The sequence below is a fragment of the Streptomyces gottesmaniae genome (genome assembly GCF_031845845.1).
In the GTDB taxonomy this organism is placed as follows: domain Bacteria; phylum Actinomycetota; class Actinomycetes; order Streptomycetales; family Streptomycetaceae; genus Streptomyces; species Streptomyces akebiae.
This window is the reverse complement of the sequence record NZ_JAVRFJ010000008.1, coordinates 59,516-75,561: the sequence shown is the minus strand read 5'-3', so window position 1 is coordinate 75,561 and position 16,046 is coordinate 59,516. Positions and strand designations below refer to the sequence as shown.

Annotated in this window: 13 protein-coding genes and 1 pseudogene; 7 read left to right on the top strand and 7 right to left on the bottom strand. The window is 72.2% G+C overall.

The window, feature by feature from the left end:
- Positions 1 to 72: 72 nt before the first annotated feature.
- Positions 73 to 864, bottom strand: a complete 792-nt coding sequence (locus tag RM704_RS11605; RefSeq protein WP_033532709.1) for a neocarzinostatin apoprotein domain-containing protein — start codon at positions 862 to 864, stop codon at positions 73 to 75.
- A gap of 92 nt (positions 865 to 956) precedes the next feature.
- Between RM704_RS11605 and RM704_RS11600 the strand changes: the two genes are divergently transcribed.
- Positions 957 to 2,015 (top strand): heme/hemin ABC transporter substrate-binding protein, encoded by a 1,059-nt coding sequence (locus tag RM704_RS11600; protein ID WP_052146622.1) that lies wholly within the window; start codon positions 957 to 959, stop codon positions 2,013 to 2,015.
- A 77-nt stretch (positions 2,016 to 2,092) separates the two neighbouring features.
- Here RM704_RS11600 and paaE read toward each other — a convergent pair whose 3' ends face one another.
- The 5 genes from paaE to paaA all read right to left on the bottom strand — a co-directional run bounded on the left by paaE (position 2,093) and on the right by paaA (position 6,152).
- Complete coding sequence (paaE, locus tag RM704_RS11595; protein ID WP_033532711.1) at positions 2,093 to 3,187, bottom strand: 1,2-phenylacetyl-CoA epoxidase subunit PaaE; 1,095 nt, start codon at positions 3,185 to 3,187, stop codon at positions 2,093 to 2,095.
- A 344-nt stretch (positions 3,188 to 3,531) separates the two neighbouring features.
- Complete coding sequence (paaD, locus tag RM704_RS11590; protein WP_033532682.1) at positions 3,532 to 4,041, bottom strand: 1,2-phenylacetyl-CoA epoxidase subunit PaaD; 510 nt, start codon at positions 4,039 to 4,041, stop codon at positions 3,532 to 3,534.
- Positions 4,035 to 4,862 carry a 1,2-phenylacetyl-CoA epoxidase subunit PaaC gene (paaC, locus tag RM704_RS11585; protein WP_033532683.1) on the bottom strand — a complete coding sequence of 276 codons (828 nt, stop codon included), beginning with the start codon at positions 4,860 to 4,862 and terminating at the stop codon, positions 4,035 to 4,037. Before paaC ends, paaD begins: the two co-directional genes overlap by 7 nt.
- A 10-nt stretch (positions 4,863 to 4,872) precedes the next feature.
- Entirely contained in the window at positions 4,873 to 5,169 is a 297-nt protein-coding gene (gene paaB, locus RM704_RS11580) for a 1,2-phenylacetyl-CoA epoxidase subunit PaaB (RefSeq protein ID WP_033532684.1), read from the bottom strand.
- Complete coding sequence (gene paaA / locus RM704_RS11575) at positions 5,166 to 6,152, bottom strand: 1,2-phenylacetyl-CoA epoxidase subunit PaaA (RefSeq protein WP_033532685.1); 987 nt, start codon at positions 6,150 to 6,152, stop codon at positions 5,166 to 5,168. The genes paaB and paaA overlap by 4 nt, the downstream gene beginning before the upstream one ends.
- A 257-nt stretch (positions 6,153 to 6,409) precedes the next feature.
- Here paaA and paaK point away from each other — a divergent pair, with 257 nt between their 5' ends.
- Both paaK and RM704_RS11565 read left to right on the top strand, forming a co-directional pair.
- Complete coding sequence (gene paaK, locus RM704_RS11570; RefSeq protein WP_033532686.1) at positions 6,410 to 7,729, top strand: phenylacetate--CoA ligase PaaK; 1,320 nt, start codon at positions 6,410 to 6,412, stop codon at positions 7,727 to 7,729.
- Positions 7,730 to 8,020: 291 nt separating this feature from the next.
- The gene (locus RM704_RS11565) at positions 8,021 to 10,192 is read left to right on the top strand and encodes a TerD family protein (RefSeq protein ID WP_033532687.1); all 2,172 of its coding nucleotides are present in this window, start codon (positions 8,021 to 8,023) and stop codon (positions 10,190 to 10,192) included.
- A 170-nt stretch (positions 10,193 to 10,362) separates the two neighbouring features.
- Here the strand turns inward: RM704_RS11565 and RM704_RS11560 are convergent, their stop codons facing one another.
- Positions 10,363 to 11,226 (bottom strand): fructosamine kinase family protein, encoded by an 864-nt coding sequence (locus tag RM704_RS11560; protein WP_311590507.1) that lies wholly within the window; start codon positions 11,224 to 11,226, stop codon positions 10,363 to 10,365.
- A gap of 272 nt (positions 11,227 to 11,498) precedes the next feature.
- Here RM704_RS11560 and RM704_RS11555 point away from each other — a divergent pair.
- The 4 genes and pseudogenes from RM704_RS11555 to RM704_RS11540 form a co-directional block, all read left to right on the top strand.
- Positions 11,499 to 11,633, top strand: a pseudogene (locus tag RM704_RS11555) (5-dehydro-4-deoxyglucarate dehydratase); the annotation flags it as partial.
- Between the two features lie 49 nt (positions 11,634 to 11,682).
- Positions 11,683 to 12,942, top strand: a complete 1,260-nt coding sequence (locus RM704_RS11550) for an enolase C-terminal domain-like protein (protein ID WP_033532689.1) — start codon at positions 11,683 to 11,685, stop codon at positions 12,940 to 12,942.
- Between the two features lie 559 nt (positions 12,943 to 13,501).
- Positions 13,502 to 14,929, top strand: coding sequence for a family 2B encapsulin nanocompartment shell protein (locus RM704_RS11545; protein WP_033532690.1), 1,428 nt, complete (start codon positions 13,502 to 13,504; stop codon positions 14,927 to 14,929).
- Positions 14,926 to 16,005 (top strand): family 2 encapsulin nanocompartment cargo protein terpene cyclase, encoded by a 1,080-nt coding sequence (locus RM704_RS11540; protein WP_052146620.1) that lies wholly within the window; start codon positions 14,926 to 14,928, stop codon positions 16,003 to 16,005. The genes RM704_RS11545 and RM704_RS11540 overlap by 4 nt, the downstream gene beginning before the upstream one ends.
- Positions 16,006 to 16,046 lie beyond the last annotated feature (41 nt).

Here is a 16,046-nt window from a genome sequence, read left to right as displayed (position 1 = left end):
ACCGCGTGGCCGACCGGACGCCCCGCCACGGGGGCGTCGACTGTTCTGTGGACAGCTGTCGTCGACACGCCGTCAGCTCGGGTCCGCGCCCGCGGACGCGGTGCCCGTGCGGCGACGGCGCGCCCAGGCCCAGGCCGCCCCGCCCGCGGCGACCAGCCCGACAGCGGTGATGCCGAGCGGTACGGCGGCGCTCCCGGTGCTGGCCAGCGGCTCGTCCGAGGCGCCGGTGTCGCTCGACGTGCCGCCCGTGCCGCCGGTGGCCGTCGTGCTCGTACCGGCCGACGGGGTCGCCGTGCCGTCGGTGCCCGGGGCGTCGCCGTCGCCGGCGGCACCGGTGAACGTCACCGGGACGCGGACCGTCTGACTCTGGTCGCCGCCCCTGGTGTGGTCGTTGCGAGTGATCACGGAGCAGGTGACTCCGGACTTGGCGCAGTCGGTGTTGGCGTCCTTGGCCCGCACCTTGATCTGCACGGAGAACGTGCCCTTGTGCCCGCTGCCCCGGTACGGCTTCGCCAACCCCTCCCCGTACGAGGGCGGGTTGGAGGAGACCCACACCGACGCGCCGGAGTCGCCGGACATGTCGACGCCGCCCACGCAGGGCGTGGGGGTCTTGCCCGCGCCGTTGTCCACGCAGAAGGCGACGTAGATGCCCTTCTCGGTGTTGTAGCCGGTGCCGGACACGGTGACCGTCTCGCCGTCCGGGGCGAGTCCGGAGGACTTGGAGACGGTGAGCCTCTGACCCTCGGGACCGGTCGCGGAGCCGCCGGCGGCCGTCGCCGAAGGCGCCGGAACGAGGATCAGGGCACTCGCGACGGCGACGGCCGCCGGGGCTGCGCGCAGGGCTCGTAGGCCACATCTGTGCATCGGTGTCAGCACTCCCACCATAGGAAACTCAGGTAAGGCTAACCTAAGGTAACCAACACGTGGTGCGAACGGTAGACATGGAAGGCGGTTCGATGCGTAGGTCCGGAAGAGCTCAACTCACCATCGCACGAAGGGGAGTTGCCGCGCTCGCCGTTGCTTTCGCGACGCTGGCGGCCGGCTGCGCAGGCGGCGACGGCAAGGGCGAAGCAACGGGGGCGAAGTCCTCGGCGTCGTCCGCGAGCGAGCGAGGGGCCGCCGCCCGGAAACAGTTGAGGACGAACTCCCTGGTCCCCCTGGAGGGCGAGGCACCCACGCCCGAGCTGCCCGTCACCGTCGAGTCGTCGGACGGCCGGAAGGTCACCGTCGAGGACGCGTCGCGGATCCTTCCGCTCAACGGGGGCATAGCGGAGATCGTGTTCACCCTCGGTCTCGGCGACAAGGTCGTCGGCCGGGACATCACCGCGACCTTCGAAGAGGCCGAGGACCTTCCCCAGGTGACCAAGGCGCACGACGTGAGCGCGGAGAGCGTGCTCTCGCTGGAGCCGACCGTGGTGCTCGCCGACACCGACACCGGACCCGGTGAGGCCGTCGACCAGATCCGTGACGCCGGGGTCCCCGTGGTCGTGCTCGATCCGGCCGACGAACTCTCCGACGTGAGCACGCGCACGACCCGGGTGGCGCAGGCGCTGGGGGTGCCGGCCGCCGGCGAGGCCCTCAACGAGCGCTTCGCGAGGGAGTTGAAGGCGGCCCGGGCTGCCGTGCCCGAGGGGAGTCGACCGAAGGTCGCGTTCCTGTACATGCGCGGGTCGGCCGCCGTCTACCTCATCGGCGGGAAGGGGTCGGGAGCGGATTCCCTCATCGACGCGGCCGGGGCGGAGGACGCGGGGGTGGCCGCCGGGCTGGACAAGCCGTTCACCCCGATCACCAGCGAGGCCCTCGTCAAGGCCCAGCCCGAGGTGATCCTCATGATGAGCAAGGGACTTGAGTCGGTCGGCGGTGTCGACGGGCTGGTGGACATCCCCGGCATCCGGGAGACACCGGCCGGGATGGACCGCCGGGTGGTGGATCTGGAGGACGGGGTGCTGCTCAGCTTCGGGCCGCGTACGCCGTTGGTGATCGACATTCTGGTGGATCGCCTGCATCGGGGGTGAGGTGAGGGGGACTTCTCAGGGCGCGGGGAACCGCGCGAGAAGCCCCACCTGCCCCGCGCCCGAGGACCGCCCCACCCTCACGTGTCGAAGTCGACCGTCAACGTGTCCGAGGCCGGGTACGACTGGCAGGTCAGGACGTACCCCGCGTCGACCTCGGCCGGTTCGAGGGCGAAGTTGCGGCGCATCTCGGCCCGGCCGTCCGTGACCAGCGCGCGGCAGGTGCCGCAGACGCCGCCCTTGCAGGCGAAGGGCAGGTCGGGGCGGGTGCGTTGGGCGCCGTCGAGGATGCTGCGCTCGCGGGGCAGCGCGGCGGTCGTGGTGCGGCCGTCGAGGACGACCGTGACCTCGCTGACGGGCCCCTCGGCGGCGGCCTCCTCGTGCCGCGCCTCCCGGACGGGTTCGTCGTCGGCGTAGAACAGTTCCTGGTGGACGCGATCGGCGGGTACGCCGAGTCCGCCCAGGACCCGCTGGGCGTCGCGGACCATGCCGTGCGGGCCGCACAGCCACCAGTGGTCCGCCGTTTTGACGTCGACCAGGGAGTCGATCAGCGCCGAGAGCCGGTCGGCGTCGAGGCGTCCGGAGAGCACCTCGGCCTCACGGGGTTCGCGGGAGAGGATGTGGGCGAGCTGGAAGCGGGCCGGGTACAGGTCCTTCAGGTCGGCCAGTTCGTCGGCGAACATCACCGTGCCCGTGCGGCGGTTGCCGTAGAAGAGGGTCACGGTGGAGCGGGGGTCGGCGGCGAGCACGGACTCGGCGATGGAGACCATGGGGGTGATGCCGGAGCCGGCCGCGATCAGCACATGGTGGCCGGGGGCGGTGAGATCCGGGGTGAAGAAGCCGGTGGGGGCCATGACCTCGACGGTGTCGCCGGGCCGTACGTCGTGGACCAGCCACGAGGAGAACAGTCCGCCCGGCACGACCCGTACACCGATGCGCGGTGCCGCCCCGGCCGGGGAGCAGATCGAGTACGACCGCCGCTCGTCGCGTCCGTCGATCTCGCGCCGCAGCGTCAACGACTGCCCGGGCGCGAAGGCGAACTCCGGCGCCAGCTCCGCCGGCACCTCGAACTCCACGGCGACGGCGTCCTCACAGAGCGGCTGCACCGCGGCGACCCGCAGCGTGTGGAACGCCGGACGCCGACGGGAACGCGCCCGCCCCGCCCCGGCCCGCAGGGCGGCACCGGACGAGTCCGAGCCGCCGGGAACCGCCGGGGCGTCCCGGCCGTCGGCAGCCGGGACGGAAGCCCCGAACGCGGCGGAGGCAGAAGCCGCGACGGTGGCCGAGACAGAGGCGTCGGCCTCTGCCGGTGCCGATGGTCCGGCTGCGGCCGATGCCGTGAGTCGACCTGCCCTCGGGGCCGACGATCCGGCTCCCGCGGGCAGGGAGGGCCCGGCCCCCGCCGGTGCCGCGACGGTGGAGGCGGTCGGTGCCGCGGGTGCGGCCGCGAGCCGTGCCGGAGCGGCCAGGGCGGCCGGGGCCTGGGGCTCCCCTGTCGGCTCCTTGCTGAGGCCTTCCATCAGATCTCCTTGACGTGCTCGAACGGCTCGCGGCAGGTGTGGCAGCGCCACAGGGACTTGCAGGACGTGGCGGAGAAGCGGGAGGTCTCCTCGGTGTCGGTGGAGTCGCAGCGGGGGCAGGCGACCGACCGGCGGGTGGGGGACAGCAGGAGGGGGACCGGGCCCCGGGGAGCCGCGCCGGGTGGGGCGATGCCGTGTTCCGTCAGCTTGCGGCGGCCGGTTGCGGTGATCCAGTCGCTGGTCCACGGGGGGTTCAACACCGTGCGGATCTCCACGCGTTCGTAGCCGGCCGCCCGCAGCCGCGCGGCCACGTCGGCGCGCATCTCGGCCATGGCCGGACAGCCGGAGTACGTCGGGGTCAGGCTCGCGACCACCGTCCCGTCGGCCGTCAGCCGCACCTCCCGCAGGACACCCAGGTCGGCCAGGGTCAGCATCGGCAGCTCGGGGTCCGGCACCTGCTCGGCGATGTGCCGGGCGCGCCGCGCGGCGTCGGTCAGGGTGGTCACCATGTCGCCTCCGGGTGGGCGCGGGCCACGCTCTGCAACTCGGCGAGCAGCGGTGCCAGATGCTCCGTGTGCTCGCCGGCGCGTCCCGCGCCGGAGAGCGGCCGGTACACCGGCATCGGCAGCCCGGCCGCCTCGGTGACCTGGCGCAGCACGGCGACGACCTCGTCCTGTACGTCACAGGCGGTGAACAACTCACCCAGGTACGGGGCGACTTGCTCCATGGCTTTGCGGATCCGCCGGTGCGACTCCTCCGTGCCGTCGCCCAGCCGGACGGCCCACTCGGCGGCGTACTGCCGGTGGTACGTCAGCTCCTTGACGCCCTTCGCCGCGATCGCCGCGAGGACGGGGTCCGGGTGGGTGATCAGCCGCTCGAAGTGCGCGAGGCGCCAGCTGGACAGGACGAGCAGCCGGACGATCGAGAACGCGAAGTCTCCGCACGGGAGTTCGGCGAGGCGCACGTTGCGGAAGTCGTCGGCGTCCCGGAAGTAGGCGTACGCGTCCTCCCCGCGTGCGGTGCCGTCGACCTGCCCTGCGCGGGAGTACAGCAGACGGGCCTGGCCGAGGAGGTCGAGACCGATGTTGGCGAGGGCGACCTCCTCCTCCAGCTCGGGCGCGCGGGTGGTCCACTCGGCGAGCCGCTGGGCCGAGACCAGGGCGTCGTCGGCCAACGCCACGCAGTCGGCGGCCAGCTCGGCGGCGTCCACGCCCTCGGGGACCGTGGTGTCCACACCGTGCAGGGGGTCCTCGAAGCCGGTGCCGTAGGCCCAGCGGGCGTCGTCCTCGTGCCCCTCGGCGAGGGTCAGGTAGACGTGGTCGTCACTCATTCCCTGCTCCTCAGATGTGCGGGACGTCGTCGGGGATGTCGTAGAACGTGGGGTGGCGGTACACCTTGTCGGCACTGGGCTCGAAGAAGGGGTCCTTCTCGTCGCGGGTGGAGGCGGCGATGTACTCGGAGCGCACGACCCAGAGGGAGACGCCCTCGTTGCGGCGGGTGTAGAGGTCGCGGGCGTGGGTGAGGGCCATCTGGTCGTCGGCTGCGTGCAACGAGCCCACGTGGACGTGGTTCAGGCCGCGCTTGCCGCGTACGAAGACCTCGTACAGCGGCCAGTCGCCCTTGTTCGTGCCGGTCATGCCGCCGTCCCCTTCCGGGCTCGCTCGTCGCGCTTGGCCGCGTGGGCGGTGGCCGCCTCACGCACCCAGGCGCCGTCCTCGTGGGCGGTCCGCCGCCGTTCCATCCGCTGGTCGTTGCACGGTCCGTCGCCGGTGATCACGCGCTTCAGCTCGTCCCAGTCGGGGGTGCCGAAGTCGTGCCGGCCGCGCTCCTCGTTCCACCGCAGCTCCGGGTCGGGGAGGGTGACGCCGAGCTTCTCGGCCTGCGGGACGGTCATGTCGACGAAGCGCTGGCGCAGTTCGTCGTTGCTGTGCCGTTTGATCTTCCAGGCCATCGACTGCGCCGAGTTGGGCGAGGCGTCGTCGGGCGGGCCGAACATCATCAGGGAGGGCCACCACCAGCGGTTCACCGCGTCCTGGACCATCGCGCGCTGCGCGCCGGTGCCGCGCATCATCGTCATCAGCAGTTCGTAGCCTTGCCGCTGGTGGAAGGACTCCTCCTTGCAGATGCGCACCATCGCGCGGGCGTACGGCCCGTAGGAGCTCCGGCACAGCGGGACCTGGTTGCAGATCGCCGCCCCGTCCACGAACCAGCCGATGACGCCGACGTCGGCGAAGCTCGCCGTCGGGTAGTTGAAGATCGACGAGTACTTCTGGCGGCCCTCGATCAGCCGCCGGGTCAGGTCCGCGCGGTCCGCGCCGAGGGTCTCGGCCGCCGAGTACAGATAGAGCCCGTGGCCGGCCTCGTCCTGCACCTTGGCGAAGAGGATCGCCTTGCGGCGCAGCGAGGGCGCGCGCGTGATCCACTCGCCCTCCGGCTGCATGCCGATGATCTCCGAGTGCGCGTGCTGCGCGATCTGCCGGACGAGCGTCCTGCGATAGCCGTCGGGCATCCAGTCGCGGGGCTCGATCCGCTGGTCCCGCGCGATCGTCGCGTCGAAGTGCTGCTGGAGGGCGTCCTCGGCGTCCTGGGACGGCGCCCCGGCGGAGTCTGTCGTCGTCATCGATACCAGCTTCCCAACCGACCATTCGTTCGGTACCAGTGTGACGCGATTCGAGCGGCCGGGCAAGACCCGCACCCCTCTTCGCGCTCCCGGCGACTCCTTGGGCTCCTTGGCTCCTTGGGCTCCTTGGGCTCCTTGGGCTCCTTGGGCTCCTTGGGCTCCTTGACAGGCGTGACCACGGATGGGTTACATGGCCGCGACGCACAGCAACCGAATGGTCGGTCGGCACATCGGACGGTGAGCGCGAAGGAGTCGCGATGACCACTCTGGGCGAGCCCCTCCCCCGCGACCTGCTGGACGCCGGCGAACGCCTCACCCCCGAACACCTGCGGACACTCCAACTGAGCCGGCTGCGGGCCACGTTGCGGCACGCGTACGACCACGTGGAGCTGTACCGGAAGAAGTTCGACGCGGCCGGAGTCGGCCCCGACGACTGCCGCTCGCTCGACGACCTCGCCCGGTTCCCCTTCACCACGAAGGCCGACCTGCGCGACACCTATCCCTTCGGCATGTTCGCCGTGCCCATGGCGGACGTACGACGCGTCCACGCCTCCAGCGGCACCACCGGGCGGCCCACGGTGGTCGGCTACACGGAGAACGACCTGTCCATGTGGGCGGACGTGGTCGCCCGTTCGATCAGGGCCGCCGGCGGCCGCCCGGGACACAAGGTGCACATCTCCTACGGTTACGGCCTGTTCACCGGCGGTCTCGGCGCGCACTGCGGGGCCGAGCGCGCCGGATGCACGGTGATCCCGGCCTCCGGCGGCATGACCGCCCGCCAGGTGCAGCTCATCCGCGACTTCCGCCCCGAGATCATCATGGTGACCCCCTCCTACATGCTGACGCTGCTGGACGAGTTCGAGAAGCAGGGGGTGGACCCGCGTACCTCGTCGCTCCGGGTGGGCGTCTTCGGGGCCGAGCCGTGGACGGAGGAGATGCGCCGGGAGATCGAGGAGCGGGCGGGCCTCCACGCCGTCGACATATACGGACTCTCCGAGGTGATCGGCCCCGGTGTCGCACAGGAGTGCGTGGAGACCAAGGACGGCCTGCACATCTGGGAGGACCACTTCTACCCGGAGGTGGTCGACCCACTGACGGACACCGTTCTGCCCGAGGGCGAGGAGGGCGAGATCGTCTTCACCTCCCTCACCAAGGAGGCCCTCCCGGTCATCCGCTACCGCACCCGGGACCTGACCCGTCTGCTCCCCGGCACCGCCCGCCCCGCCTTCCGCCGGATGCGCAAGGTCACCGGCCGCTGCGACGACATGATCATCCTGCGCGGGGTGAACGTGTTCCCCAGCCAGATCGAGGAGATCGTGCTGCGGACGCCCGCCGTGTCCCCGCACTTCCAGATCCGGCTGACGCGGCGGGGCCGCATGGACCACATGACGGTCCGGGTGGAGGCCCGACCCGGTACGCCGGCCGACCAGCGGGAGGCCGCGGCGACGACGATCGCCCAGGCGGTCAAGGACGGCGTGGGCGTCACGGTCGAGGTCGCGATCGTCGCCCCGGAAACGCTGGAACGCTCGGTGGGCAAACTCAAGCGGGTCAAGGACCTGCGCGACTCCGAGGCCTGAGGGCCGCGGGCCGGACCTGCGCCCCGTCAGGGCGCGGGAACCAGGTCACCCGCCACGAGAACGTCGTCCCCGGCCGGCCCGGGACCCCGCCGCTCCCGCCGCTCCCGCCGCCCCCGTGGCCCTGGGGGAGAGCGGCCTTCGCGTCGGCCCTCGACGGTTTCCGCGGTTTCCGCCCGCATGCGCGGCGCAGGCCGCACCCTCATGTACAGGGGTGGCGGAACGCGTTCGGCGCCCGGTGGCGTGGGAAAAACTCCCGTGCGCCGATTCGTACACCTCTGCGATCATCCCGGAATGGCGCAGAGTCTCGAATCGCTGGTCGTCCGGCACACCCACCGCCTCCCCGTCCCGAAGGGCTCCACCGGTGACGGCACCACCGCCGCGCGGCAGTTCGACGCCGCGCTCATGGGCGTGGGCTTCAAGCTCTCGGCCGAGCTGCTGCGGAGGCTGTCCGGACTGTCCGAGGCCGCCGTCCTGCACACCGCCCGGCGGACCCTGCGCACCGTGCGCGAGATGGTCGGCGACCACGTCCGGCACAACTCCTACTTCATCGACTTCCCCGCGAACGTCCCGGGCACCGAGGAGTTCTGGACGCGGTGCGTGGCGCGGGCCCTCGGCGACGAGAAGGCGCGCGAGGGCGTGCTGACCCAGCTGGCGAACGGGGTGCTCGACCTGCTCAGCCTGCCCACGTACGGCCGGTACCAGCACACCTACGAGGAGATGCTCGCGGCGCAGGACGAGCTGATCGCCTCGGCGGGCGACCGGATCACCGTGCTGCACCTCGGCCGGGACCTGGACGACGAACTCACCGACCTGTACCTGGCCCTGGCGGGCAGCACGACCCCGCTGGGCGAGGACGACCTGCGCGACCTCGGGGTTCTCGCCGAGCGGTGCGCGCTCGGCCCCCAGCCGGAGCGGATCCCGGTGCGGGAGAACCGGGCCGTCGTCAACGAGGCACGGCTCACCGCCGGGGCGGACCTGCTCCTCGACACCGTCACCGATGTGCTGCGGCTGGCCTGCGCGCTGTCGGGCGGCGACGTGACGCTCCAGGAGCCGACCCGGTTCCGGTCGCTGTCGCGTCCGGTGCGCCGGGCGCTGCTCGCGGGCCTCGACGCCGTGGTCGCGGCGAACCCGGCGAAGCTGGCCGATGTGCACGCGCACCGGGAGCCCTTCAAGCGGCTCGGCGAGCGCCTCCACCCGCACGAGTACCCGCGCTGGCCGCACGCCGCCGACGTGTTCGCCGTCGCGCGGGGCGAGAAGGAGGCGCGGTCCTTCGACAGCCGGGTCGAGAAGCTGCTCGACGAGTTCGACGTCACCGGGGCGGCCAGGCTGCTGAAGGCCGCTCCCGGCAGGCTGTTCCGCACCCTGGACCTCCTGCTGCGGATCGCCGCCGACCAGGCGGAGCGGGACGCGGTGCTGGCCGCCGCGGTGGAGGTCGCCCCAGATGTCTCCGGCCGGGTCGTCCTGTCGGTGCGCGAGCACCTCCACAACCGGGAGCGGGAGACCGACGCGCCCCGGGTCTTCGTCAACCGCCGGGGCCGCGCGTGGGTCTCCCCCGACGACCGGCCACCTGTTCCCGCCGCCGAGCGCGATCGCCTGATCGCCGCCCTCGACACCGAGCTGCGGCGCCGGCTCCCGGAGCCGGGGCGGCTGCTGGTCGACCCGGACGTCCTGGACGTGGCGCTGCCGCTCAGCGGCCGGGCGACGGCGGCCGGGCTCGGGGTGCTGCCGCGCGGTTCGGTCTCGGAGGTCGACGGCGAGCGGCTGCGCTTCTTCGTGTACTGGAAGGAGACCGAGCACCGCACCGACTACGACCTGTCGGCGCTGCTCCTGCACAGCGACTACAGCACCGACTGCTGGCTCTCCTACACGTCCCTGACGGCCGTCGGGGGCCGGCACTCGGGCGATGTCACCGAGGCGCCCGACGGCGCCTCGGAGTTCATCGAGCTGAGCCTGGACCGGGTGCGCGGCACGTTCATCGTGCCGCAGGTCAACATCTACGCGGGTGAGGGCTTCGAGGAGGTCGAGGAGTCGTTCTTCGGGTTCATGGTGCGCGACGCCGCGCAGAAGGGCCGGCCGTTCGAGCCGCGCACGGTGCGGATGAAGTCGGAGCTGCGCGGGGTGGGCCGGGTGGCGCTGCCGCTGGCGTTCCGGCGCGGGGAGGACGGCCGGTGGCGCGCGAAGTGGCTGCACCTGTATCTGAAGGGCATCTCGTCGGCCAACCGGGTCGAGGAGAACCAGGCGTCGGTGTCCAGGGTGGTGCGTGCCGTCGTGGAGCGCGAGCAGCTGACGGTGGGGTACCTGATCGACCTGATGACCCGTGAGGGAACGGTCATGGACCTGTGGGACGGCACGTGGGTGCCGGACGAGCCCGTGACGTACATCGGTCTCGAACGGCCCGAGGGGCTGCACCCGGACTCCCGGATCATCACCCTCGAAAATCTGCGCGACCTGATCCCGGACTGAGTGCTAGCGTGGCCCGTGGCGAGGCCATGAAGGGGCTTCCTTCTCATTCACTCCTTATGAAACCGAGTTCCTTCGCTCTCCTCGTCCTCTGCTTCCACCGGGAGGCGCCCACGCGGCGCCTCCCGGTGTCGTTCGTGCGGCCCGGCGCGACGCGGCGGACCGCCGGTGACTCACGGCCCGAGGGCCGCCCGTGCCACCGCGAGGGCCTGCTCCGCGTAGCCCCGCCCGAACAGCACCGTGTGCACCAGCAGCGGGAAGAGCTGGTGGAGGCCGACGCGGTCCTGCCAGCCGTCGGCGAGGGGGGCGGCCCGCTGGTAGCCGTCCAGGACGTGGCCCAGGTGGGGGCAGCCGAACAGCGCCAGCATCGCCAGGTCGGTCTCGCGGTGGCCGCCGTGGGCGGCCGGGTCGATGAGTCGGGCGCGGCCGTCGGCGCCCCACAGGACGTTGCCGTTCCACAGGTCGCCGTGCAGCCGGGCGGGCGGCTCGGCGGGGCCGGCCAGGTCGGGCAGCCGAGCGCAGACCTCCTCGATCAGGGTGGCCTCGGCGGGGCGGATCGTGCGGTCGTCGACCGCGCGGCGCAGATACGGCAGCACGCGGTGCTCGGCGTACCAGGCGGGCCAGTCGCCGCCGGGGACGTTCCGCATGGGGGCGCGTCCGATGTACGCCTCCGTGGGGCCGCCGGGCGGCGGGGCGCCGAAGGCGGGGGCGCCGGCGCCGTGCAGGGCGGCCAGTTCGGCGCCGAGGCGGGCCGCCGCCCCGGCACTCGCTGCCCCCTGGTTCACCAGGTCGATCACCAGGCGGTTCCCGTCGTGACCGTGGACCGTCGGGACGCCGACCGCGTCCGCCTCGGCGAGCCAGCGCAGTCCGGCCGCCTCGGCCCGCGCCGCGCCGGGACCGTCGCCCAGCTTGACCAGCAGCTTCCGGCCGTCGTCGAGGGTGACCTCGGTGAGCGTGCCGGACAACCGGCGCTCACCTGTCGTCGTCCGGCCGGTGAGCCGGGCCGCCAGGGCACTCGGTGCCGTGCGCTCGGCCACGGCCACCACCTCCCGTTTCCATCTCCCCGGTCGTTCCACAGGATCCCGCAGAGGCGGGGTGTGGCACCGGTGAAATCTCCTACCCATGTCTTGACATGCAAACGAAACGCTCCGTAGCTTGGCCGATCATTTAGATTCGTGAAGCTCGTTCACGGATATGGACAGCCGGGCGAACGGCCCGGAAGGACAACGGAGTGTGCCCATGGGCGTTCGCCGACGAAGTCGCCGCCTGGCCGCCGTGATCACCCTCGCGCGGGGGGCTGGTGTCGGCGCTGGTCAAGGCCGGGGTGACCCTGCGCGGGCTGGACGTCGGCGGCGTACGGGCGCCGTTGGTCGATCCGACGCCGGAGCACGTGGCCCGGCCGGCGAAACTGATCGACCACGGCCTGGCGGTGGTGGGCGCGTGAGGACGAACCAGCGCGACCCGCACCGTCACCGCGCGGAGGGGGTGGGCGTATGACCGGCACCCCGGGGACCCGGATCCGCGAGCTGATCGTCACCCCGATCGCCTTCCGCGACCCGCCGCTGCTCAACTCCAATGGTGTCCACGAGCCCCTCGCGCTGCGGACCGTCCTCCAACTCGTCCTGGAGGACGGCACGGTGGGGCTCGGCGAGTCGACGGGCGGCACCGTCCGTCTGGAGCGGCTCGACATCGCCGCGAAGGCCGTGGTCGGCCTGGACGTCTTCGACACGACCGCCGTGACGGCCGCGATCGACACCGCGCTGCGGCCCACCGTGCCCGGCTCCCACGAGCGCGGCTGGACCACCTCGGCGGTCGAGGTCGCCTGTCTCGACGCACAGGGCAGACTGCTCGGCCGCCCGGTCAGCGATCTGCTCGGCGGCCGGGTCCGCGACACCGTGCCCTTCGCCGCGTACCTCTTCTACAAGTGGGCCGAACACCCGGCCCTCGACGGCCGCCCGGCGGTCGGGGACGACTGGGGCGAGGCCCTCGACCCGGCCGGGGTCGTCGAACAGGCCCGGCTGATGCAACGGCGGTACGGTTTCCGGTCGTTCAAGCTGAAGGGAGGGGTCTTCCCGCCGGACGAGGAGATCGCCGCCATCGAGGCGCTCGCGGAGGCCTTCCCCGGACAGCCCCTGCGTCTCGACCCCAACACGGCCTGGACGGTGGAGACCTCGAAGTACGTGGCCCGCCGACTGGACGGCGTGCTGGAGTACCTGGAGGACCCGACCGCCACCATCCCCGGCATGGCGGAGGTGGCCGAGGAGTCGCCGCTGCCGCTCGCCACCAATATGTGCGTGGTGGCCTGGGAGCATCTGAGGCCGGCCGTCGAGCAGCACGCCGTGCAGGTCCTGCTCACCGACCACCACTACTGGGGCGGGCTGCGCCGCACCCGCGAACTGGCCGCCGTCTGCGAGGCGTTCGGGCTCGCGCTGTCCATGCACTCCAACTCGCACCTCGGCATCAGCCTGGCCGCGATGACCCATGTCGCGGCCGCCGTCCCCCACCTCGACCACTCCTGCGACACGCACTACCCCTGGAACTCGGCGGACGACGTGATCGTGCCGGGCGTGCTGGCGTTCCGGGACGGGGAGGTCGCGGTGCCGACGGGGCCCGGGCTGGGCGTGGAGCTGGACCACGACGCCCTCGACCGGCTGCACCGGCTGTACGTCGACTCGGGGATGCGCTCCCGTGACGACACCGGGTACATGCGCCGGATCCAGCCGGGGTACGAACTGCGACTGCCGCGCTGGTGAACGGGCCGCGACGGCGACGCCGGTGAACCGCCGTGCGAGCAGGGGCCGCCGCCGAGCGGCCACTGCTCGTACGGCGGCAGGGTCGCGCGCCCGCATCGCCGTCCCCGTCGTACGCCCTCCACACCACGTCCGTCGTACGCCCTCCCGCACCACCTCCGTACGCCCTCCCGCACCACCTCCGTGGTACGCCCCGCGCACCACCCGCGTCGTGCGCCCTCCGCGCCGGTCGTGGGAGGCGGGCGGAGGGCGCGGGAGCACGGCCCCGCCAACCTTCTGCCTCAGTCGGCGGTTTCCGCATCCCCAGGACGCGAAGTCGCCCCTTTCACGCGGTGCCCGGCCGGCCGCCCGACTGTTTGGCTTGACCTGCGACACATGCCGCCCCTGCGCATGTGCCGCCTCACCTCGCCGCCTCGCCGGCGTCCCTCGCCTCGGAATCCGCCCACGGCCACGTCGTACGCGCGCCACCCGAGTTCCGTGTCTCGGCAGCATCCGGCGATCCGCCCCTGTCCAGGCGCGCCCCGTCCGTCCACGCACATCCGCTCACCTCTCGGGAGGGAATGTGACCGCCCCCGTAAGCTCCTCCGAAAGCGCACCGGAACCCGCCGACGAGCAGCACTTCACCAGTCTCAGCACCCGCGCCGCGCGGCAGCTCGCGACGACCACGAAGTCCGAACCGCAGATGCAGGCGATCACCTCGCGATGGCTGCTCAGGACGCTGCCGTGGGTGGACGTCAAGGGCGGCACGTTTCGGGTCAACCGCCGTCTGCAGCTGCGGATCGGCCGGGGCCGGGTGCAGTTCGACCAGAACGGCGCCGACGACGTCAAGGTCATCCCGGAGACCCTGACCGAGCTCCCGGCGCTGCGCGGTTACTCCGACCTCCCGGCCCTCAGGGAGATCTCCGCCCGGTTCCGGGTGCGGGAGGTGCGCGCCGGCCAGGTGCTGGTGGACGCCGGGCAGCCGGTGACCGAGGCGTATCTCGTGGTGCACGGCAGGTTCACCCGGTACACCACCGGCAAGTACGGCGAGGAGGAGGTCCTCGGCGTCATCAGCGACGGCGACGGGCTGGGCGACGAGGCCATCGGACACGCCGACCCGCTGTGGCTCAGCTCGGTACGGGCCGACACGGCCGGGGTGGTGCTGGCACTCAACTGGGACCTGCTGATGGCGTTCGTCGAGCGGACGCCCTCCCTCGCCGCCCAGTTCGACGCCTTCGCCGAGCAGCAGCGCAGGCCCATGAACCGCAAGGGCGAGGCCGACGTCCCCCTGGAGGCCGGACATGTGGGCGAGTTGACGCTGCCGGGCGGCTTCGTCGACTACGATCTCGCGCCCCGCGAGTACGAACTCTCCCTCACCCAGACCGTGTTGCGGGTCCACACCAGGGTCGCGGACCTCTACAACCACCCGATGGACCAGACGGAACAGCAACTCCGCCTCACCATCGAGGAGATCCGCGAACGCCAGGAGTGGGAACTGGTCAACAACCGCGAGTTCGGGCTCCTGCACAACATCGACTACGGCCAGCGCATCAGCACCTTCTCCGGGCCGCCCACCCCGGACGACATGGACGAACTCCTGTCGATGCGCCGCAAGACCCGCCTCTACCTGGCCCACCCGAAAGCGATCGCGGCGTTCTTCCGGCAGTGCAACCGGCGTGGCCTGGTGCCCGGCACCGTGAACGTCGAAGGCCACGAGATGCCGGCGTGGCGCGGGGTGCCGCTCCTGCCGTGCAGCAAGATCCCGATCACCCCGCAGCACACCACGAGCATCATCGCGCTGCGCACGGGCGAGAAGGACCAGGGTGTCGTCGGGCTGCACCAGACGGGTATCCCCGAGGAGTACGAGCCCTCGCTGAACGTGCGGTTCATGGGCGTCGACTCCACCGCGATCATGAGCTATCTGGTCACCGCCTACTGCTCGATGGCCGTCCTGGTGCCCGACGCGGCCGGGATCCTGGAGAACGTGCAGGTGGGGTGGATGCCGGAATGAACGAACCGTCAGTGGCCGGAGCGCCGGAGCAGTCGAGTCGGGCGCGCACGCGGCTGCCGGGGCCGCCGAGTCCCGCGCGGGCGCGGCGGGTTCGGCGGTCGGGCGCGGTTCCCGGGCTGCGCCACCGGCCCGCCGTGCCCGCCGATCCGGTGCGCGCGGCGGAGGTGGACCGTCGGCTGGAGTCCTGGGCGGAGCGCCTCGATCTGTTCCCCAGCGAGTGGCGGGGGCAGTTCGCGCGCTTCGGCCTGGGCCGGGCGATCGTGCTGGCGCATCCGGGCGGTGCCGGCCTCGAACACCTCACGGCCGCCGGGAAGTTGCTGCTCGCCGAGCACCTGGTCGACAACGTCTACTGCGAGGTCGACGAGGGCAAGGGCGGCTCCCCGCGCGGCCTCGGCGGCCGGCTGCTGATGGCCCAGTCGGCGCTCGACCCGCTGCACACCACGCCGGGGACGGAGGAGGGGTGGCGCCGGGGCGTCCGGGCCGACGGTCCGCTGCGGTCGTACCACTTCGCCCTGCGCGACTACGCCGCCCTCGCCACGCCCAGCCAGACCGACCGGCTCGTGCACGACCTCGCCCGGCTGCATCTGGGCTACCTCGGCGAGGCGGCCTGGGCCGAGACGGACCACATGCCGCAGGTCTGGGAGTACCTGGTGATGCGGCAGTTCAACAACTTCCGGCCGTGTCTGTCGGTGGTCGACGCCGTGGACGGCTGGGAGCTGCCGGAGCACCTCTACGCCCGCCCCGAGGTCCAGCGGATCACCGCGCTCGCCGGGAACGCGGCCACGATCGTCAACGACCTGTACTCCTTCACCAAGGAGCTGTCGAACGACCCGGACCACCTCAATCTGCCCGTCGTCATCGCCGCCAACGAGCGGTGCGGGCTGAAGGCCGCCTATCTGCGGGCCGTCGAGATCCACAACCGGATCATGGAGGCGTTCGAGGAGGAGTCCGCGGCCCTGTCCGCGACCTCCCCGCCGATCGCGCGCTACGCCACCGGCCTCGCCGCCTGGGTGGCCGGCAACCACGAGTGGCACGCCACCCACACCGACCGCTACAACCTGCCCGACTACTGGTAGCGCCGGCGCCCCACCCCGGCCGACCGACGCCCGACACCACC

Bases quoted from the DNA above. Each gene is read 5' to 3' on its own strand.
- RM704_RS11605 (WP_033532709.1), bottom strand. From the start codon at position 864: ATGCACAGATGTGGCCTACGAGCCCTGCGCGCAGCCCCGGCGGCCGTC.
- RM704_RS11600 (WP_052146622.1), top strand. From the start codon at position 957: ATGCGTAGGTCCGGAAGAGCTCAACTCACCATCGCACGAAGGGGAGTT.
- paaD (WP_033532682.1), bottom strand. From the start codon at position 4,041: ATGGTGACCACCCTGACCGACGCCGCGCGGCGCGCCCGGCACATCGCC.
- paaC (WP_033532683.1), bottom strand. From the start codon at position 4,862: ATGAGTGACGACCACGTCTACCTGACCCTCGCCGAGGGGCACGAGGAC.
- paaB (WP_033532684.1), bottom strand. From the start codon at position 5,169: ATGACCGGCACGAACAAGGGCGACTGGCCGCTGTACGAGGTCTTCGTA.
- paaA (WP_033532685.1), bottom strand. From the start codon at position 6,152: ATGACGACGACAGACTCCGCCGGGGCGCCGTCCCAGGACGCCGAGGAC.
- paaK (WP_033532686.1), top strand. From the start codon at position 6,410: ATGACCACTCTGGGCGAGCCCCTCCCCCGCGACCTGCTGGACGCCGGC.
- RM704_RS11565 (WP_033532687.1), top strand. From the start codon at position 8,021: ATGGCGCAGAGTCTCGAATCGCTGGTCGTCCGGCACACCCACCGCCTC.
- RM704_RS11550 (WP_033532689.1), top strand. From the start codon at position 11,683: ATGACCGGCACCCCGGGGACCCGGATCCGCGAGCTGATCGTCACCCCG.
- RM704_RS11540 (WP_052146620.1), top strand. From the start codon at position 14,926: ATGAACGAACCGTCAGTGGCCGGAGCGCCGGAGCAGTCGAGTCGGGCG.